This is a genomic window from Pantoea sp. MT58, from assembly GCF_014495885.1.
GTDB classification, from domain to species: domain Bacteria; phylum Pseudomonadota; class Gammaproteobacteria; order Enterobacterales; family Enterobacteriaceae; genus Pantoea; species Pantoea eucalypti.
In genome coordinates, this window is the sequence record NZ_CP061083.1 from 2,088,097 (window position 1) to 2,107,942 (window position 19,846).

The window sequence follows — 19,846 nt, forward strand, 5'->3', positions numbered from 1 at the left end:
TTTCCCGGTCACCTCGCGCAATCTGAACAGGCACACCAATGCCATTCGGTTGCCTCCGTGGCGGCTGGGTAACGAAACGAAAGAAAGCGGGACAAAAAAATGGCCGCATAACGCGGCCATCGGGATATTGTTACAGCGTGCCGGTACCGCCATCAGAGCACCAGACCTGACCGGAAGAGTAGCTGCTTTCGGTTGAGGCCAGCGTGACATAGAGCGGGGCGATTTCAACCGGCTGGCCCGGGCGACCCATCGGTGAATCGGCGCCAAACTGTTTCACTTTCTCCATTGGCTGTCCACCGCTGGACTGCAGCGGCGTCCAGTAAGGACCTGGGGCAACAGCATTGACCCGGATACCCTCGCCACCCAGCTGTTTAGCCAGTGATTTCGTAAAGGCGACAATGCAGGCTTTGGTCTGCGCATAATCCAGCAGAATATCGCTGGGTTTAAACGCCTGAACCGAAGAAGTATTAATAATGGATGCACCGCGTGGCAGATATTCCAGCGCCGCTTTGGTGATCCAGAACATGGCATACACGTTAGTTTTAAACGTCGCATCAAAATCTTCCGTACTCAGGGTACGGATGGACTCATTAAATTGCTGACGACCGGCGTTATTCACCAGAATATCCAGACCGCCTAATTTATCGGCTGCGTCTTTAACCAATTGCTGACAAAATTCTTCAGAACGAATATCGCCCGGAATAGCGAAAACTTTACGGCCTTCCGCTTCGATTAATTTAACCACTTCATCAGCGTCGGGCTGTTCTTCAGGCAGGTAATTGATCACTACGTCTGCGCCTTCGCGGGCATAAGCGATAGCTACCGCGCGGCCAATGCCGGAGTCACCACCGGTGATAAGCGCCTTACGGCCAGTCAGTCTGCCTGTGCCGCGATAGCTGGTTTCACCGTGATCGGGAACCGGGATCATTTTGCTGGCCAGGCCTGGTGCCTGTTGTGGCTGATCCTCAAAAGGAGGTTTAGGGAATTGATCCAGATCGAGCGTCTTGTTAGTGGGTGTCGCCATTGTATGCTCCTTGAACAACGTTATCTGAGACATTAAGCCTGGCACAAATGTGATATTTGTCACATCTGACTGCTGATTCATTGAGCAGGTAAAACCAGAAGAAATTAATAATGCTGATAAAGCGTAGTCATGAAATCAGAAAACTGTGCCGGAGCCTCCGATTATTTTTCTGCGCGGGAAGGGGATATTTAAAACGAAGCGTGGCGGGTTTTGGTCATTATTACAGCGAATAAAGCGCATCGGCAGAAAATAAAAAAAGGCGGTTATCCGCCGCGTACTGAACCCCGCCAGACGACATCCACCGGGTATATTCTGCGCTCCTGCTGCTGTTCATTCTTCGGCATCAGTGTCTCCGGTTGCGCTTCCGTCTCCACCAGCCAGGCAATCGCATCGCGGGCGAACTGCTCCACCGGCTGCGCGAAGGTGGTGAGGTTGTAAGAGGACCAGCCTGATTGCGGAATATTGTCGTGCCCCATGATGCAGAGATCCTCCGGAATACGCAGCGCAAAGCGGTGACGCGCTTCATCCATAAAGCCACAGGCGAGCAGGTCGGTGGCGCAGTAAACCGCGTCAGGGCGAACTTTTCGGGTCAGCAGACGCTGAGCCAGAATCTGTCCGCTTTCATAGGAGGTGGAGCCGAACCGCTCGACCTGAACCGCGACGCCCGCTTTCTGCGCCGCGGCCAGAAAATCGGCTTCGCGCTTCAGCAGGCTGGGTGTTCCCGCCAGCGAATTCACGAAAGCGATGCGGTTGCAGCCCGCCCGCACAAATGCGTTGACCGCCATTTCCGCTGCCGGGCCGGAGTCGAGATTAATATTGAGCGTACCGGGCAAAGACTCATCGCGATTAATCAGCACCAGGTGCTGTCCATGTTTGTAGCAGAGGCGGGTAATGCCGCTGTCAGGCATACCTGAAAGAATAATGGAGGCGTCGGCGCGAAAATTAATCGCCTGTTGCAGCGCGGCGGAAACGCGCGCATCCGAGCGGTCGGTGTTAATCAGCATCGCCACTTTTCCCGCTTCCTGCAGGTACTGGGTCATCCAGCGCACCAGGCTGGCACGGTAGGGCGTATCCACTTCGGAGGCAATTAAACAGACAATGCCGCTGCGGTTGCGAACCAGACCCCGTGCCAGATGGTTGACGTGATAGCCCAGCTCTTCTGCCGCTTTCATCACCCGCTGACGGGTGGCCTCCGACACGCTGGCACCTGGCGTAAAGGTGCGGGAGACCGCTGAACGGGAAACGCCCGCCCGGTCTGCGACATCCTGTGCGCTTACCACCGCTTTAAGCTGCTGCATCTTATTTCCCCGTCCCACCGTTGTCTGCATTGAGTCTGCCTGAAATTGCAAGGCTGTGCAAAACATGGCTGCACGTAAAGTGTTTCAAATTTGTGACAGCGCCTGACAATTGCGTAACAACCGAATTGACAGTGTCAACAGCTCGCCGTACTACTTTGCGCATACGTTTGCACACATGTGCAATAGCTGGCGCACCTGCGTCATCCAGCCCCAGGAGAACATCATGCGTTATTCCTCTCTGCTCGCTGCTGTCATTGTCTGCCCTATGATGCCGTTTGCTGCCTCGGCGGCCGGCCTTAACATGATCTGCTCAGCGGATGTGGTGGTGTGTGAACAGATGACCACGCTGTTCAGCCAGAGCCATCCTGATATCAAACTCAGCATGGTGCGGCTCTCTGCCGGTGAAGCCTATGCCCGTATCCGCAGTGAAGCACGCAATCCCCGTACCGATATCTGGTGGGCCGGCACCGGGGATCCGCACATGCAGGCTGCCGAAGAGGGCTTAACCCAGGCCTATAAATCCCCTTTGCTCGATCAGCAACAACCCTGGTCACAAAAAGTGGCGGAAATCTCCGGTTATCGCACCGTGGGCGTCTACGCCGGTGCGCTGGGCTGGGGCTATAACACGAAGCTGCTGGCGGAGAAAAAGCTGAAGGTCCCGGCCTGCTGGGCTGACCTGCTCGACCCGGGTTTTAAAGGTGAGATTCAGATCGCCAATCCCAACTCCTCCGGCACGGCCTATAACACCCTGGCGACGCTGGTGCAGATTATGGGTGAAGACAAAGCCTTCGATTATCTGAAGAAGCTTAACGCCAACATCTCGCAATACACCAAGTCCGGCTCTGCGCCGGTCAAAGCCGCTGCGCGCGGTGAAACCACCCTCGGGATTGTCTTTATGCACGATGCCGTAGCGATGGAAGTGGATGGCTTCCCGATTAAGCCCGTCGCGCCCTGTGAAGGCACTGGCTATGAGATTGGTTCAATGTCGATCATCAAAGGAGCACGAAATCTGGCAAATGCCAAAGTCTGGTATGACTGGGCGCTGAGCGCTGAGGCGCAATCACACATGAAAGAGGCGAAATCGTTCCAGCTCCCTTCCAACCGTCAGGCGGAGATCTCTGAATATGCGCCGCGTTTCGAGAACATCAAACTGATCGATTATGACTTCAAAACCTATGGCGATTCGGCAAAACGTAAAGCGCTGCTGGGCCGCTGGGATAAAGAGATTGGTGCCAGCGCGCAATAACAGTGGGGTTGTCCCGGCCGCCTGAGCCGGGCCGTTGCCAGACCGCGGTGGCGTAAGCCTGATGCCCGCTTCCTGATCGAGGTAATTTATGAATGCGCACAATCGTCGCTTAACCGCGGCGCTGCTGGCGGGCGCCGTCGCGCTGACGCTGCTGCCCTGGTACAGCCTGGAGCAGGGCTTCTTCAGCGGGGAGTGGCTGTTCAGCTTATGGACCGATGAGAACAGTGCACCGGCGCTGGGGCAGCTCGCGTTACGCAGCTGGCTGAGTATTGCTGTCGCGCTGTGGCTGCTCTCTGCGGCCAGCGTCTTTCTGCCGCCGGGCCGCACGCGTAGCACGCTCCTGCTGCTGTTCAGCGTCACGGGCATCCTGTTTCTGGTGCTGGAAGGGCATGCCATTGGTTTCAGTGGCTGGAACTGGCTGTGGCTGGAACATATCGCGGGTCCGCAGGCATTGGGCCAGCCAGCAATGGGCGCGGGCGCGTTGCTGCTGCTGACCGTGTTTTTGCTGATCTTCGCATTTGCCCTGGCGGAGCGGGGTGTGCTGAAAGGTGATGCCTTTGTCGTGGCGTCGATTGTACTGCTGGTGGCGCTGGTGACCACCTTTGTGCTCTATCCGGTGCTGAGCCTGTTTGTCGCCTCGGTGCAGGATATTGATGGCAGCTTCAAACCGGATGGGCTGATTGCCAATATGCAGGACCCTGCGATCTGGAGTCTCTCCTGTTTCACCGGTGGCACCTGCGGCACGGCCTGGCGCACGCTGGGACTGGCGCTGATGACCGCCAGCGGTTCGACGCTGCTGGGGCTGGCGTTTGCGCTGGCGGCTACGCGCACGTCGCTGCCGTGCAAGAAAGCGCTGCGGATGCTGACCATTCTGCCGATTATCACGCCACCGTTTGTTATCGGACTGGCGCTTATCCTGCTGTTTGGCCGCTCCGGTGTCGTAACAGAATCACTGGCAACGCTGTTCGGCATCGAACCGGGCCGCTGGCTCTATGGCCTGACCGGCATCTGGATTGCGCAGGTGCTGTCGTTTACCCCTATCGCTTTCCTGGTGCTGATTGGCGTGGTCGAGGGTGTCAGTCCGTCACTGGAAGAGGCCTCTCAGACGCTGCGCGCCAGTCGCTGGCGCACCTTCTCCCGCATCTCGCTGCCGCTGATGGCGCCCGGTCTGGCCAACGCCTTCCTGATCAGCTTTATCGAAAGCATGGCCGATTTCGGTAACCCGATGGTGCTGGGTGGCAGTCATGGCGTGCTCTCCACCGAAATCTTCTTCTCTGTGGTCGGCGCACAGAACGACCCGAGCCGCGCGGCGGTGCTGGCGATGATCCTGCTGGGCTTTACGCTGACTGCATTTCTGGTGCAGCGCGTCTGGCTCGCCGGAAAAAGCTTTGCCACCGTCACCGGCAAAGGCGACGGTGGCCGTCACGTGATGCTGCCGCGTCCGGTGCGCTACAGCGTCTATGGCATGGTCATCCCGTGGGGACTCTTCACGCTGGTGATCTACGGCATGATCATGATTGGCGGCTTTGTACAGTCGTGGGGGCTGAATAACAACCTGACGCTGGATCACTACATTCGCGCCTTCAGCGTCAGCGTCAATCAGGGGCAGCTGGTCTGGCGCGGCGTCGCCTGGAACTCCTTCTGGACCACGCTGGAGATTGCCCTGATCGCTGCGCCGCTCACGGCCATTGTGGGGCTGCTGACGGCCTGGCTGATTGTGCGGCAGAAGTTTGCCGGCCGTCAGACCTTTGAATTCATGCTGATGCTGAGCTTTGCCATTCCCGGTACGGTCATCGGCGTGAGTTATGTCATGGCCTATAACCTGCCGCCGCTGGAGATGACCGGTACCGCGATGATCCTGATCGCCTGCTTTGTCTTCCGTAATATGCCGGTCGGCGTGCGTGGCGGGATTGCGGCGATGAGCCAGCTGGATAAAAGCCTGGATGAAGCCTCACTGACGCTGGGCGCTAACAGTTTTCGGACGCTGCGCAAAGTCGTGCTGCCGTTGCTGAAACCGGCGATCAGCGCCGCGCTGGTCTATGCCTTTGTGCGGGCGATAACCTCGATCAGCGCGGTGATTTTCCTGGTCAGCGCCCAGTACAACATGGCGACCTCTTACATCGTCGGGCTGGTGGAGAACGGTGAGTATGGCGTCGCCATTGCCTACTCGTCGGTATTGATTGTCGTGATGCTGCTAATCATAGGCCTGTTCCAGCTGCTGGTGGGCGAACGTCGCCTGCGCCGTACAACCCAACCGGCGGTGATGGTTACCGCACCTTCTGCCTCCACACTGACTCAGGAGAGAGCCCTATGACGACCATTAACGCCGGATCGGTGGTGTTTGAACATGTCGCGAAGCGTTTTGCTGGTTTTACCGCCGTGCCGGATCTGTCGCTCACCGTAGAGCCAGGCACGCTGGTGACGCTGCTCGGGCCGTCCGGCTGCGGCAAGACTACCACGCTGCGGCTACTGGCCGGGCTGGAGCATCCCACCTCGGGAAGGATTCTGATTGGCGGCAAAGAGGTAACGCATCTGCCCGCTAACGAACGGGATGTGGCGATGGTGTTTCAGTCATACGCGCTGTTTCCCCACATGAACGCTATCGACAACATTCTTTACGGGCTGCTCTCCTCGGGCATGAACAAACGCGAAGCGCAGGACAGGGCGCGTGAGGGGCTGAAGCTGGTGGGGTTAGAGAGTCAGGGAGAGCGGTTGCCGTCTGAACTTTCTGGCGGACAGCAGCAGCGTATTGCCGTAGCGCGTGCGCTGGTGCTGGAACCGCAGGTGCTGCTGCTCGATGAACCGTTGTCGAACCTTGATGAGCGTCTGCGCCGTCGGGTGCGCACCGATATCCGTGATTTGCAGCAGCGGCTCGGGTTTACGGCGGTCTATGTCACCCATGATCAGGAAGAGGCGCTGGCAGTCTCCGATAAGATTATTGTCATGAAAGAGGGGGATATTGCCCAGCAGGGCGCGCCGGAGACGCTTTATCATTCGCCCAACTCGGTCTTTATTGCGGACTTTATGGGGGAAGCCAATATTCTGCCCTGTGAAGTGGAGCAGGCGGATGCAGATGACGCACTGGTTCGTCTGGGTAACCAGCGCTTTCGGGTGCGGGGTGCGGGCGCTAAAACCGGCAGTGCCCAGCTGGCGGTGAGACCCCAGTTTATTACGTTGTCTGGCGATGGCCAGGGCGCGTTGCAGGGTGAAGTGATCCACAGCACCTGGCTGGGTGACCATATTGAATATGAAGTCGCGACCGAGCTGGGCGCGTTGTTCATTATCGATCCGCAGATGGAACAGCGTCTGCCTCTCGCCACCCTGGTAGGCGTCAACTTTAAGCCGCAGGGCCTTGCCCTGATTGCCCGTTAATCTGATTAACCCGAGGAGTTTGCATGGCATCGCATGATGAAATAATGGCGCGACTGGCTTTAGCGGAGGCTGTGGCCCGCGAAGGTGGCGCGACCGCGCTAGGCTGGTTTAACCGTCGCGACACGCTGGTGGTAGAGACCAAGTACGATTTGCAGGATGTGGTGTCAATTGCCGACCGTGAAGTAGAGCAGTTGATCGCCAGCCGCATAAAGGATGCGTTTCCCGATGATGGCTTTCTGGGTGAGGAGTCGGGGCTGCAGGCGGGACACTCTGACTACACCTGGGTGGTTGATCCGATCGATGGCACCAGCCCGTTTCTCAATGGGATGCCGAGCTGGTGCGTTTCGGTGGCAGTGCTGCGTGGCGATGTGCCGGTTATCGGTGTGATTTTCGCACCCACTTATGAGGAGTGCTATGTGGCGGCACTGGGGCAGGGCGCGACGCTGAACGGTCGTCGTCTGCAGGTTGATCCCACCCGCACACTGCAAAACCATGTTACCGGCTTTGGCGCTAACAGTTATGTCAGTCCGCAGCAGGTTGGCGAGATTGTGGCGGCGCTGCTGTCGGCGGGCGGTAACTTTATCCGCATTGGTTCGGGCGCGCTGATGCTGGCGTGGGTCGCCGCCGGTCGGGTTGTGGGATATTACGAACCCTATATGCACGCCTGGGATTGCCTGGCGGGTTACTGTCTGGTGAAAGAGGCGGGCGGCTGGTACCACCCGTTCAATACCGAAGGCGACCGCATCATCAAAGGGGCGCAGGTTCTGGCCGTTGCTCCCGGCGCCGAAGCAGACCTTCGGCGTATTGCGGGTTTGTGACCCTGTCACGCTGACTGCTTTAATGGCGGTCAGCGTGAGTCTGTTACCCTGAGCGTTTTCGTCAGATAGTGACGCTGCATACCGTTCTCTGGAAAGTCGGGCAGGGACATCTGCTGCTGATACCCCTGCTTCTGATTAAACGGCAGAGCCTGAAAGCTGAAGGTATCCACCAGCGCAAAGAGACATCCCCTCTTAGCCGCCTCCTGTTCCGCGGCTTCCATCAGCGCGCGACCCAGACCACTGCCACGCACAGTTTCGTCCACCCAGAGAAAATCAATGCAGAGCCAGTTGCCTTTGCGCGATGCGATGACTCCACCGCGCAACACGTCTTCTGCATCTTTATGATAAACCGACAGCGGGCCCCAGTTCTCGCGGCTGATAAACTGCCGGTTGTAAGCGCCTAATCCTGCCAGCAACGCGTCCCGATCATTATCGTTTTCCTGATGGGTAAGGGTAAATGTGCGCATTCTGTTCCTCTTCTATTTGCGTGTTTTTATCCCCTGCAGGGGATATACGGGCGATTATCCTCTATGGGGTATAAATGACTGATTATCCCTTTGCGGGTATAATCTCTTTTTATCCCCTGTAAAGGATAATGCATCTGCGTTATGCTGACAGCCTGTGATCCTTAAGGAGTCACCCCATGATATACAGCCCGATACAGCTGGCAAACCAGCTCAAGTTTATCCGCCAGCGCAATGGCTGGACGCAGAGTGAGCTGGCAAAAAAGGTCGGCCTGAAACAGGCTACCATTTCTCATTTTGAAAATGCGCCTGACAGCACCTCACTGGCCACGCTGTTTAAGCTGTTACAGGCGCTGGAAGTGAGTCTGGCCGTTCAGGAAAAAGAGGGGGTCACGGCGACTCATTTGCATGATGAGGATGAGTGGTAATGCAAAGGCTGATTGCGTGGATGAACGGCGAACGGGTGGGCGTACTGACACGACAGCGAAACGGCACCCATGCGTTTCAGTATGATACCGGCTGGCTGAGTAATCCGCTCTCCCGGCCGCTGTCACTCTCAATGCCATTGCAGGTTAAGGCGATCACATCACACGCTGTGATTAACTTCTTCGATAACCTGCTGCCGGACAGCCCACTGATTCGTGAGAGAATCGCAGCGCGTTACCAGACTCAATCCTGTGAGCCCTTTGATTTACTGCAGGAGGTGGGACGTGACACCGTCGGAGCAATCATGCTGTTGCCGCCCGACAGGCCATTGCCTGCCGTGCAGGCTCGTTATGAGGTGCTGGATGAAGCCCGGCTCGAAAGCGTACTGTCGGCCAGGTACGATATTCCGCTGGGAATGTTGCATGAGGAGCCCGATTTCCGCCTCTCAGTTGCGGGTGCACAGGAGAAAACCGCGCTGCTGCTGTCGCAGGAAGGCTGGAGCATTCCTGCCGGTGGCACGTCTGCCTCACACATCATTAAGCTGCCAGTCGGTGAGATTAAACAGCCGACCGCTACGCTGGATATGCGTGAAAGCGTAGAGAATGAGTATCTTTGTCTGACGCTGGCCCGCGCACTCGGTATCAATGTGCCGCAGGCGACCATTATCCGGGCCGGAAAGATGCGCGCCCTCGCCGTTGAACGCTTTGATCGCCGCTGGTCACGTGACAAAACCCGGCTGATTCGCCTGCCACAGGAGGATTTCTGTCAGGCGCTGGGACTGACCTCGTCAACCCAATATGAATCGGATGGCGGGCCGGGCATCGCAGAGATCATGCAGATACTGATGGGATCACGTCACGCCATTGAAGATCGCTATCGCTTTATGATGTTCCAGGTATTTCAGTGGCTGATTGGTGCCACCGACGGTCACGCCAGGAATTTCTCACTGTTTATTGAGCGCGGCGGCAGTTACCGTCTGACCCCTTTTTATGATGTGATCTCCGCGTACCCGGTGCAGTCGGGTTCCGGCATGAACACGCAAACGCTGACACTGGCGATGGGGCTGGGTGCCACTCAGGAGAAGAGGACGGAGATCGACAAAATTTACCCGCGCCATTTTATCGCCACGGCGAAGCAGGTGAGTTTTGATCGTGACAGCCTGCAGCAGATCTTTGACTTCTTCATTAAAGCGCTTCCCCAGGCAATCGTTTTGGTGCGTGATGCGTTGCCGCCCGACTTTCCTCAGCATATCGCCGACGCCATTTTCAGCCATGCATTGATTATGCTGGAGCGGTTACGGCATGGAGAGTGAGGGCACGGAGCTGGCACTATGCTGAAAAGCCAGTCTGCCCATGTCTCGTTAAAAGCGGGTCAGCTATGCTTATCTGACAGGCATAACAAAGGAGTATGGGTATGAAGTGTCCGGGATGTGAAGGAGAGGCGTTTGTTTACGCCACGCGTGATGTCAGTCTCAATACCGGTAATCCGGATGATGTTGTGCACGATGTGAAGGGCGATCACTGCATCCGTTGCGGGGCTGTGATCATGAATGCCGGCACGGCAGAGCAGTATCCCGAAAAGGCTGAAGCGCTGGAGAATGCCGGCGTTCCCATCAAATAATATCAGGAGCCCGCGTAAAGCGGGCTCTGCTTATCGCTTTATGTACTCTTCTGATCGGCTCACTCTTATTGGGTCCTGCGTCGCTGACCATTTTGTCGCCGGTCCCGGCGAACAATGTTTCCTGCGACGAATCACCCATAAAAAAGCCTGCACAAGGCAGGCAAATCGTTATAAGGGAATGTCCATCTTTTGATAACTCGCAACGAGTAAGTTGTGTGATGGTGGCACCCTACAGGAGAAACATTAGGTTTACCCTGGGAACGGGAACCTGACTCTGTCAATGCGGACACTGGAGTGCGTTATGGATGCCAATCGCTATGCCCTGGAAGTCATTGCTTCACCGCCGGTGTTTCCCGGTGTCGCCAGTCCTGTGTTGTCTGATGAAACGCTGCATCGTCGTCTGGCCGCTATTATTCAGCGCATGCAGGAGCAGAAGATTGCACAGCTGATTATCTATGCCGACAAAGAGCACGGCAGCAATTTTGAGTATCTGGCGGGATTCATTCCTCGCTTCGAGGAGGCGCTGCTGGTGGTGAATCAGCAGGGCGCTCTCACTTATATCATGGGTAATGAGAATCTAAAGCTGGTGCCTTTTGCCCGCAATCCGGGGCGCTGTCTGCATGCGCCGCTCTTTTCGTTGCCTAATCAGCCGATGCGCGGTGAGCAGCCACTGGATCAGCTGTTAAATGAGGCCGGGATTGTCGCGGGAGAACGCACCGGGCTGGTGGGCTGGAAGTTGTTTACCGGCAGGCAACAAGGAATGTGTGATTTGCCGCAGTTCGTTTACGCTGCAGCGGCGCAGGCGACGGGCAGTGATGCGCTGCTGGTTAACGCGACCGGGCTGTTTATTTCGCCGGATAACGGTGCGCGCTGCGTAAATTGCGCCGATGAAGTGGCGTTTTATGAGGCTGGGGCAAATCTTGCGTCAACCGCCATGCTGGCTGCGCTGGATAGCGTAGAGCCAGGCAACACGGAGAAGGCGTTAGGCGCACAGCTTAACGCAGAAGGTCAGCCTAATACGGTGATGACGATTGCGGCAACCGGCGATCGTTTTGCGCATGCCCGGCTTTATCCATCGGATAAACAGCTCGTCACTGGCGATAAGCTTTCTCTTACTACCGGCTATAAAGGCGGGCTGACAAGTCGTTCCGCTTATGTGGTCAGCGGGTCTTCTGAGTTACAGTGTAACGTTTCGGACTGGTTAACCCGTCTGGCGATCCCCTATTATCATGCGGTGGTCAGCTGGCTGGAACATCTGCACATCGGTATGACCGGCGGCGAACTCTATTCACTTATTGAGAGCGTGTTGCCCAAAGCAGAGTATGGCTGGCATCTGAATCCGGGGCATCTGGTGGCTGACGAGGAGTGGTTAAGCTCACCTGTCTATCCCGACTCTGCCGTGACACTAAAGAGCGGTATGCTGCTGCAGATTGATATCATCCCGTCGGTGCCGGGTTACGGAGGCTGCAGTATTGAGGATACGGTCGGGCTGGCAGATGCGGCATTGCGTGATGAGCTGGCGCGCGCTTATCCGGATGTCTGGCAGCGTATGACGCAGCGCAAAACCTACCTGGCGGAGGTGCTGAGGATCCGGTTGCCGGAGGAGGTGATGTTGCTCTCAAATACGGTAGGGTATTTACGCCCTTTTTTACTGGATAAGCGCCGCGCGCTGGTGCGTCAGTAGACGATTACCCGGCCTGAGGAGGCCGGTAATAATTTGTAAAATTTAACTGAGAGTAAAACAGAGGCGCATCTGTCAGGATACGCGCCTCAGAAAGTTCCTGGTTGCTCTCATTCGATGAAATGGTTTACCAAAAACGCGGTTTTGTTTGCCTGCAAAACCTCTCTGGCCGCGTTTATCGCACTCTCTGTCGCGCTCTTTCTTAACTTCGAAAAACCCGCCTGGGCGCTGACCACCGTTTTTGTCACGTCACAGCTTTATGCGGCATCGACCGTCTCGAAATCACTGTTTCGTCTGATGGGCACGCTGCTTGGCGGCATCTTCATTCTGCTGATCTATCCTGAAACCGTGCAGTCACCCGTATTGTTCAGTCTTTGTGTGTCGCTGTGGGTAACGGTTTGCCTTTATCTTTCTCTGCATGACCGCACGCCGAAGAGTTATGTCTTTATGCTGGCGGGTTACAGTGCGGCGATAATGGGCTTTCCTGATGTGGATACGCCGTCGGCGATTATTAATACCGTCATTTCACGTATTGAGGAGATTACGCTGGGTATCCTCTGCAGTACGCTGGTTCACCGGCTGGTATTTCCGGTTTCGATGCACCATCTGCTGGGGCAGAGCGTTAATCACTGGTTTCTCAACGCGCGCAAACTCTGTGATGAACTGATCAGCGGGATGGCGAAGAACAAATCGCTGGAGCGGGAAGATATCCTGATTCAGATGGCGGGCTATCCGCTGAATGTTGAAACATTGCTGACACACTGTGTTTATGAGGGCGAAGCGGCGCGTAATGTCATCCGTCTGGTCAGCGTGCAGTATCAGCATCTGAGCTATCTGCTGCCGACGCTGACCGCGATTGAGTCACGGCTGGGCGTACTGGCCGAACTGAACATTCGTTTTCCGCCGTGCGTCACCGACGTGTTTCAGGAATTTCTGTTGTGGCTGCATCATGACCGTATTAACGATATTGCCGGACTGCGTGAGGCGATTGCCTCCAGTCAGGCGACGCTGGAAGAGGAATGGCGGGCAGGGCGTCTGCTAACTGAAGAGAGTCTGCTGCTGATTGGTCTGCTGGAGCGGCTGGCTAACTTTGTACGTATTGCCGATGCCTATGAAAATGTCAGCGCGCGAGCCGGGGATCTCTACAGCCACGGGGATGGGGCGGCGATCCGCAATATCCGGGAACATCGTCATATTGATAAAGGCCTGCTGCGGTTGTCCGCGCTGACCGCTTTTCTGGCCACCTTTCTCTCCAGCCTGTTCTGGATTGGCAGCGGCTGGGCTGATGGGGCGAATGCGCCTTTGATGGCGGCGATTATCAGTTCTTTTTTCGCGGGTGTTGATTCCCCGGTGACGCCGATGAAGCTCTTCGTGAAAGGGGTGGTGATTGCACTGGTGGTCAGCCTGTTTTATATCGCGTTCCTGATTCCACAGGCCAATACCTTACAGGCGTTGATGATCTGTCTGCTGCCTGGCCTGATGCTGCTAAGTCTGGTGATCGCTAATCCGGCAACCAATATGGTGGGGCTGAGTGTCGCTATTCAGATCCCCGGCTTTATCGGCTTAAGCCATCACTATGTGCCAAACCTGATCGTCACGCTGAACGCGGCCATCTCCTCAATGGTGGGGATTATGTTTGCTGTGGTGCTGACGGCGTTGATCCGCAATAAGCGGCCCTCCTGGATTGCCAGAAGAGCGGTGCAACGGGGACTGCGCGACCTGTTAGGATTTATCAAAATGGTGGAACGTAATTCCGCCACGCTGCTGTCACGGCAACAATTTATTGCCCGAATGCTCGACAGGGTGAACATTATTTTGCCGCGTAAGCGTCTCGATCCTGTGCCGGATATCGTGGTGGGTGGGTATCTGATTACCGAAACCTGGCTGGGTGCTAACTGTTATGACTTTTACGCACGATACAGGGAAGTACTGGAGAGCCATCGGATTGATAGCGGTCAGATGTTTCACGAGCTGGCGCTTTATCTGAAACGCAAAATGAAGTCACTGCAATTATCACCGCATCAGGATCTGCTGGATGAACTGGATCTGTTACTGTTGCGGATAGAGAAAATTGCCCGCGAGGAGAGTGCAGCTGTCGCGCCATTAATCCATCTTTTTAATATTCGGGTATCACTTTTTCCCCATCAGCGCTGGCCGGAGTAACAGGGGCTGGCTGGTGGTGTTTCGAACCGGGATTGAAGTGTAGTAAAGAGAATACCTTTTAGTTACATCATACATTAGATCTTAATTTAAAAAAGATGTCAGACAGGGTGCCTGTTTGTCATGTCTTACAGTAAAACGAGCCGGGATGATGGGAAAACGCTGGGGTGTATTGCTGAGTAAAGCGGACATTATACCCATTTAAAATCAGCGTGTTGCATACTTTTTCATGCCCGCCTGACACTGTTGCCGTCATTTGAGGATTCGTCAAATTCGCATCACGCAGCGGCTGAAACTCGCAATAAGAGCAGGGTGCGCCTGGCGCATTACAGGCTGAGAGAATTAGCTGTTTACCTGTGGCTGTAACTGATAAATCCACGCAGTGTAATACTGGTTATCCCCGGCAGTTACGCGAACTTCGACGCGATCATAGCCATCTTCAAACGCATCCAGCATTGGCCAGTGCGCATCCAGCTGCTCAGAGATAAACAAGTATCCTGGTACAGCGGGGCCATGTTCATCCAGAACAATGCCAGGAAAATCAGCCGCTGCACCCCAGCCACGCTCATAGAAGGTGCCGTTTACCGAGCCGGCCAGCCATTCGCCGCCAATGTTTTCAAGAATATGGGCATTCTCCCGGCCCGGACAGAGCGTGCCATAGACAAATAAGCGTTCCATTTTTCCTCGTTTTCCAGACTCAAAGCCGGTTACTTTAACGCGTTGTGATAAATTCTGCAGCCCTGACGTCACGCCAGTTATTCAGAATTGACGTAGCAGCGCCTGCGGAGCACAAAAATTCTACAGTTAGCGCACGCATCCCGGCCCTGGAGCACACATTTAAAACAGGAAAGCCGACGTTAACAGCCTGAAGGCTGTATTAGCAAATTACAGCTTTTAAGCTGTTATATTGCTTTAACAGCTTTTAGAGTGTATTTTGATTAAACAGCGTACAGGCTGTATCACCTGTTAAAGCGGTCAGCGCACGATGAAAAATGTCTATCCGATAAAAACACTCAGCCAGTTGCGTCCTTTGCTTATTGGTTTTCGCAAAGCAAATGGACTGACGCAAAAAGATCTGTCTGAACGATTAGGCGTCACTCAGCAGACTTATGCGCGTCTGGAAGCCAACCCGGCCAGAGCCAGCATTGAACGCCTCTTCAAAATCTTCACACTGCTGGGCGTGGAGATGACTCTCTCTTCGGGAATAAGCTCATCCGCAGGAAAGCAGACAGAAGAAAAGGGGACATTAGAAAATTCACCTGCGAGACGGGAGAAATGGTGACGCTATGAGCCGGAGACAGCAGCGTTTAGTGATATGGATGAACGGTATTCAGGTTGGATTCTGGAACAAAAGCAAAGGAGAAGACACGCTGCAATATCTTCCTGAATGGAGTGCCGACGCGCAAGGAAGACCGTTATCGCTCTCTTTGCCTTTTACCCCCGGCGATCAAATCTGGCGCGGAAATGTGGTACGTGACTACTTTGATAATTTATTACCGGATAGTGAAGGGATTCGCAGGCGTCTGGCAATGCGGTATCAGGCAGAAAGTCTCGACCCTTTTGACCTGTTGACCGAGTTGGGAAAAGATTGCGTAGGCGCGATACAGTTACTGAAAGAGGGCGATGAACCCACGGATTTATATTGCGTAAAATATCGGCCGCTCTCTGAATCAGAGATCGCAATGACATTGCGAAATACCACGGCGGCATCATTACCCGGCAGACAGAGTGATACAGGCGACTTACGGCTATCCATTGCCGGTGCGCAGGAAAAAACAGCGTTATTATGGCATGACGATCGGTGGTGCAGGCCTGAAGGGAATACGCCAACGACGCATATTTTCAAGTTGCCGCTTGGCCTGGTCGGCAATATGAAAGCTGATATGAGTACATCCGTGGAAAACGAATGGCTCTGTTCGCTGCTACTTGAACAATTCGGCATCCCGGTCGCAAGAACAGAAATCGCTCAATTCGAAGATCAGAAAGTCCTGGTGGTTGAACGTTTTGACCGCAAATGGTCAGGTGATCAGCGTTGGATCATTCGTTTACCTCAGGAAGATATGTGTCAGGCTGCGGGGATGTCACCATTACGCAAATATCAGGCCGACGGCGGGCCAGGTATCTCTGAAATTATGGAGATTCTGAGTCATTCAGATCACGCAGAACAGGACAGATTGCATTTCTTTAAAGCACAGATAATTTTCTGGGTACTGGCGGCCACAGATGGCCATGCTAAAAATTTCAGTATTGCGATAGGGCCTCAGGGGCATTATTGCCTTACGCCACTTTATGATGTTTTATCGGCATGGTCGGTCATCGGAAATGGCAATAATCAGATAGCCTGGCAAAAATGCAAACTGGCGATGGCCGCTCGCGGCAGCAGCAACTATTACAAACTCTACAGAATACAAAGACGGCACTGGATTAACCACGGTGAGCAGACCGGCCTGAGTAAAAAGCAGGTTGAGATGATGATGGATGAAATAATTTCTGACGCACCGGACGTCATCGAGCGTGTTCGCGCTCAACTGCCAGATCAGTTCCCGTCAGAACTGGCAGAACGCGTGTTTGATGGCATAACGCAGCAATGCAGGCGTCTGGCCGGAAATTAGCGCCGATTAAAATTTCCCACTGAACACAGTGTCAGAAGAGAACAGGCTGAGAGGTGCAACACGGCAACGCAGATGTTTATCGATTACAGCCTGAATGATGAAAAGACGGAGAGATTCATTGTCAGACAGAATCATCAGGCATCCGCAGAGATTCCCTGGGAAAGGTGGAAAACAGGATAAGACAGACACCTGACCAAAGAGCGTATAATGTATATTATGTTAAATGAGAGATTAACAGTGCACTTATCGCTGTGATACTGCGTCATTCATTCCTGTACTTCCGACCTGCAGTTACGTTACTGCCACTGCCCTGCACCTTCATAGTGATGCCTTCAAACAGATCGCCTGAAAACCCCGAACAAGGATGCAGTCCGGGGTTTGTCATCAGATTATTTCAGATGCGAACGCAGTGCTTCACCCGCCTGGTCAATGGCTGTTCTGACTGTCGGTTCCTGGCTCAAGGCGTTCAGCAAACCGAAGTCATGAATCATGCCATTGTACCGTGTAACGGTCACCGGCACGCCTGCTGCATCCAGCTTACGACCGAATGCTTCACCTTCATCCCGTAATACATCCAGCTCTGCAGTCTGAATCAGCGTTGGCGGTAACCCCTTCAGCTGTTCAGTGCTGGCGCGCAACGGCGATGCCAGAATGTTATTACGATCTTTTTCCGACGTCGTGTAATTATCCCAGAACCACTTCATCATGTTCTTCGTCAGGAAATGTCCGTCAGCAAACTGCTCATATGACGGCGTGTCGAAACGCGCATCGGTAACCGGCCATAGCATCACATCATAACGGATAGCTGGCGTTTTAAACTGTTTCGCCTGTAACGCAACTGCCGCCACCATGTTACCGCCAACGCTGTTACCAACCAGCGCCAGACGTTTTCCGTCAACGCCAATTTCAGCACCATGGTCGGCGACCCATTTAGTGGCTTCATAGGCCTGAGTGATTGCCACCGGGAAATGGGCTTCTGGCGAAGGTTGATAGTTAACGAATACCGCTGCAGCACCGGATGCATTCACCATGTCACGAACCAGACGTTCATGGGTTGGAAAATCGCCCAGCACCCATCCGCCGCCGTGGAAGAACATAAACACCGGCAATGTGCTGCTGGCGTGCTCAGGTTTAACGATGGTCAGCGTCAGAGGCTTGCCCAGTACAGTAATGATCTTCTGTGAAATCTGTGCCGGCGGCAGTTCTGCGCCCTTCTGTGCTCCGGTCAATACTGCCCGGGCATCGTTGACAGAGAGTTGCTCAATTGGTTTACCCGTTCCGCTGTTGAGCGCTTTCAGAAAGGCGGCAACACCTACGGTCGGTTGCGGGCTGTTTTCAGTTGGCGCAGCAAACGCGCTACTTATCTGGCTGCTTAACAGTAATGCACTGGCGATCAGTTTCATTTTCATTACAGGACTCCGATTAACTTGCTATTTAATAGTGTGCTATCTGGTTGATCGGACAATGACACGGCACCTCTTCATTGTAAACAACTAAATAGCGCGCCATTTAAATGGCAGAACCAGCCTTCCTGGAAATCATCGGGGTTAACGTGGCAAATTGCAGCTATCTGTATCGAATTGCAGTCATTGAGCGCTAAATTTCAGAAGCGGAAAAATCCTGAATTGATCCAGCTCTCTGCTCAGCACTGAACACCTGGTGCCCTGCTTTGGCTGCCAATCGCGGTTAATTCAACCTGGCGGCACTTTTCTCTGATCAACTTTTATCGCATAAATGCCGGACTATTAATTAAAAAAACAACTCTTGTATGATGTAACTAAATAGATTAATTCCCTCAGAAATTTCACATTTACCGCGGCTGATTTTCGCTTTGGTCTCAGGCCCTTTACTCTCTCTGCACTGCTACACGACTTCAACCAATCAATAAAGGAAACATTGATGAAAACATCATACGCTTTGATCGCAACATTACTGATGGCCTCTGGCGCGTCCGCTATCGCAGCTCAGCCCGCTGCCGCTAAAAATCCGCTGAGCGTACACGTTCTTAATCTGCAAACCGGTCAGCCTACCGCGGGCATCGAAGTCGAGCTGGATCAAAAGCAGCAGGATAACTGGGTAAAACTGGCCTCCGGCGTTACCGACAACAACGGTCGTATCAGCGCCCTGTTCCCGCAGGACAAGATGGCCAGTGCGGGCAGCTACCGTGTGGTGTTTAAAACCGGTGACTTCTACAAAAAAACCAATCAGAAAACCTTCTTCCCGGAGATTCCGGTTGAATTCAACATGGAAGCCAGTGGCGAGCACTACCATATCCCGTTACTGCTGAGCCCGTTTGGTTACTCAACCTATCGCGGCAACTAATCTGCTAATCCGGCACTCAGGTGCCGGATTCCCCCGCGACGCGCGCCGGAAAACACGCCACCAGCCAGTCGATAAACACCCGCAGCCGTTGCGTTACGTGCCGGTTTTGCGGATAAACCAGATGAAACGGATAACCCGCAGGCCGCCAGTCGCGCAGTATCTCCACCATATCAGATTAGCCGGGCGGTCCGAGACGCCAAGATCCAGCGTAATGTCCGGATAGCGGGCAAAGAAATCGGGCAGCAGCGGAATAAGAATATCCCGTGCGGTAGACCCGCCGATATCAACGCGTAACTGCCCGCGCGGTTTACTGCGCCGCGCATTAAAACAGGCATCAATATCCTCGAGATTGTGCAGGATACGCAGTGCTTTCTCATAGTATTCCTGCCCTTCTGCGGTGACGGTCACGCGCCGGGTGGTGCGTTGCAGTAGCCGCACGGAGAGATGTTGCCCGTTCGTGGGCGCTGGATCTGAAAGATCGCGGCATCCGGGTCAATGTCGTGAGTCCCGGCCCGGTTCGTACGCCTGGGTTGGGTGATCTGGTGAGTGAAGAGCAGCGTCAGGGTCTGTTTGATGCGCTGGCGGCACAGATACCGCTTGGCCGTCTGGGTGAACCACAGGAGATTGCCCGTACCGTTGCGTTTCTGGCGTCTGATGCCGCCAGCTTTATTAACGCGACAGAGCTGTTTGTCGATGGCGGCATGGCACAGGTCTGAGGTTTAAGCCAGCCTGAACGCTGCCACAACAGTGATAACCCGAAATCCCGGTTCAGCCAGACCAGCACAGCCTGGCTGGCTGACCGC

General features: G+C 54.5%; 17 protein-coding genes and 2 pseudogenes. 13 read left to right on the forward strand and 6 right to left on the reverse strand.

Annotation, left to right across the window (positions count from 1 at the left end; genetic code table 11):
- Positions 1-130: 130 nt before the first annotated feature.
- Positions 131-1,024, reverse strand: coding sequence for an SDR family oxidoreductase (locus tag IAI47_RS09865; protein ID WP_003853629.1), 894 nt, complete (start codon positions 1,022-1,024; stop codon positions 131-133).
- A 263-nt stretch (positions 1,025-1,287) separates the two neighbouring features.
- Positions 1,288-2,322 carry a LacI family DNA-binding transcriptional regulator gene (locus IAI47_RS09870; protein WP_003853628.1) on the reverse strand — a complete coding sequence of 345 codons (1,035 nt, stop codon included), beginning with the start codon at positions 2,320-2,322 and terminating at the stop codon, positions 1,288-1,290.
- 223 nt (positions 2,323-2,545) lie between these two features.
- On the opposite strand from IAI47_RS09870, the gene IAI47_RS09875 reads away from it, so the two are divergent.
- From IAI47_RS09875 to IAI47_RS09890, 4 genes are all read left to right on the forward strand, one after another.
- Positions 2,546-3,568 carry an ABC transporter substrate-binding protein gene (locus tag IAI47_RS09875; RefSeq protein ID WP_008925204.1) on the forward strand — a complete coding sequence of 341 codons (1,023 nt, stop codon included), beginning with the start codon at positions 2,546-2,548 and terminating at the stop codon, positions 3,566-3,568.
- 88 nt (positions 3,569-3,656) lie between these two features.
- Positions 3,657-5,882, forward strand: a complete 2,226-nt coding sequence (locus IAI47_RS09880; protein WP_008925203.1) for an iron ABC transporter permease — start codon at positions 3,657-3,659, stop codon at positions 5,880-5,882.
- Entirely contained in the window at positions 5,879-6,940 is a 1,062-nt protein-coding gene (locus IAI47_RS09885; protein ID WP_003853623.1) for an ABC transporter ATP-binding protein, read from the forward strand. The genes IAI47_RS09880 and IAI47_RS09885 overlap by 4 nt, the downstream gene beginning before the upstream one ends.
- Before the next feature lie 23 nt (positions 6,941-6,963).
- Positions 6,964-7,758 (forward strand): inositol monophosphatase family protein, encoded by a 795-nt coding sequence (locus tag IAI47_RS09890; RefSeq protein ID WP_008925202.1) that lies wholly within the window; start codon positions 6,964-6,966, stop codon positions 7,756-7,758.
- A 29-nt stretch (positions 7,759-7,787) separates the two neighbouring features.
- On the opposite strand, the gene IAI47_RS09895 is transcribed toward IAI47_RS09890, so the two are convergent.
- Positions 7,788-8,225 carry a GNAT family N-acetyltransferase gene (locus tag IAI47_RS09895; protein ID WP_008925201.1) on the reverse strand — a complete coding sequence of 146 codons (438 nt, stop codon included), beginning with the start codon at positions 8,223-8,225 and terminating at the stop codon, positions 7,788-7,790.
- 176 nt (positions 8,226-8,401) lie between these two features.
- Between IAI47_RS09895 and hipB the strand changes: the two genes are divergently transcribed.
- The 5 genes from hipB to IAI47_RS09920 all read left to right on the forward strand — a co-directional run bounded on the left by hipB (position 8,402) and on the right by IAI47_RS09920 (position 14,112).
- Entirely contained in the window at positions 8,402-8,650 is a 249-nt protein-coding gene (hipB, locus tag IAI47_RS09900; protein WP_008925200.1) for a type II toxin-antitoxin system antitoxin HipB, read from the forward strand.
- A complete protein-coding gene (locus tag IAI47_RS09905) occupies positions 8,650-9,960 on the forward strand; it encodes a type II toxin-antitoxin system HipA family toxin (protein WP_008925199.1) in 1,311 nt (436 codons plus the stop codon). The genes hipB and IAI47_RS09905 overlap by 1 nt, the downstream gene beginning before the upstream one ends.
- A 101-nt stretch (positions 9,961-10,061) precedes the next feature.
- Positions 10,062-10,268 (forward strand): type II toxin-antitoxin system MqsA family antitoxin, encoded by a 207-nt coding sequence (locus IAI47_RS09910; protein WP_003853616.1) that lies wholly within the window; start codon positions 10,062-10,064, stop codon positions 10,266-10,268.
- A 301-nt stretch (positions 10,269-10,569) separates the two neighbouring features.
- Positions 10,570-11,952: a Xaa-Pro peptidase family protein gene (locus IAI47_RS09915; RefSeq protein WP_008925198.1), complete on the forward strand. Its 1,383-nt coding sequence runs from the start codon at positions 10,570-10,572 to the stop codon at positions 11,950-11,952.
- A 114-nt stretch (positions 11,953-12,066) separates the two neighbouring features.
- On the forward strand, positions 12,067-14,112 hold the full coding sequence (locus IAI47_RS09920) for an FUSC family protein (protein WP_008925197.1): 2,046 nt from the start codon (positions 12,067-12,069) through the stop codon (positions 14,110-14,112).
- A gap of 339 nt (positions 14,113-14,451) precedes the next feature.
- On the opposite strand, the gene IAI47_RS09925 is transcribed toward IAI47_RS09920, so the two are convergent.
- Complete coding sequence (locus IAI47_RS09925; protein WP_008925196.1) at positions 14,452-14,787, reverse strand: gamma-glutamylcyclotransferase family protein; 336 nt, start codon at positions 14,785-14,787, stop codon at positions 14,452-14,454.
- Positions 14,788-15,094: 307 nt separating this feature from the next.
- Between IAI47_RS09925 and IAI47_RS09930 the strand changes: the two genes are divergently transcribed.
- Both IAI47_RS09930 and IAI47_RS09935 read left to right on the forward strand, forming a co-directional pair.
- The gene (locus IAI47_RS09930; RefSeq protein ID WP_008925195.1) at positions 15,095-15,391 is read left to right on the forward strand and encodes a helix-turn-helix transcriptional regulator; all 297 of its coding nucleotides are present in this window, start codon (positions 15,095-15,097) and stop codon (positions 15,389-15,391) included.
- 4 nt (positions 15,392-15,395) lie between these two features.
- Positions 15,396-16,721, forward strand: a complete 1,326-nt coding sequence (locus IAI47_RS09935; RefSeq protein ID WP_008925194.1) for a type II toxin-antitoxin system HipA family toxin — start codon at positions 15,396-15,398, stop codon at positions 16,719-16,721.
- Between the two features lie 389 nt (positions 16,722-17,110).
- Here the strand turns inward: IAI47_RS09935 and IAI47_RS09940 are convergent, their stop codons facing one another.
- The gene (locus IAI47_RS09940) at positions 17,111-18,130 is read right to left on the reverse strand and encodes an alpha/beta hydrolase (RefSeq protein WP_008925193.1); all 1,020 of its coding nucleotides are present in this window, start codon (positions 18,128-18,130) and stop codon (positions 17,111-17,113) included.
- 490 nt (positions 18,131-18,620) lie between these two features.
- On the opposite strand from IAI47_RS09940, the gene uraH reads away from it, so the two are divergent.
- Positions 18,621-19,043, forward strand: a complete 423-nt coding sequence (gene uraH, locus IAI47_RS09945; RefSeq protein ID WP_008925192.1) for a hydroxyisourate hydrolase — start codon at positions 18,621-18,623, stop codon at positions 19,041-19,043.
- A gap of 16 nt (positions 19,044-19,059) precedes the next feature.
- On the opposite strand, the pseudogene IAI47_RS09950 reads toward uraH, so the two are convergent.
- A pseudogene (locus tag IAI47_RS09950) lies at positions 19,060-19,490 on the reverse strand (LysR family transcriptional regulator); the annotation flags it as partial.
- On the opposite strand from IAI47_RS09950, the pseudogene IAI47_RS09955 reads away from it, so the two are divergent.
- Positions 19,475-19,759, forward strand: a pseudogene (locus IAI47_RS09955) (SDR family oxidoreductase); the annotation flags it as partial. The pseudogenes IAI47_RS09950 and IAI47_RS09955 overlap by 16 nt on opposite strands.
- Between the last annotated feature and the right edge of the window lie 87 nt (positions 19,760-19,846).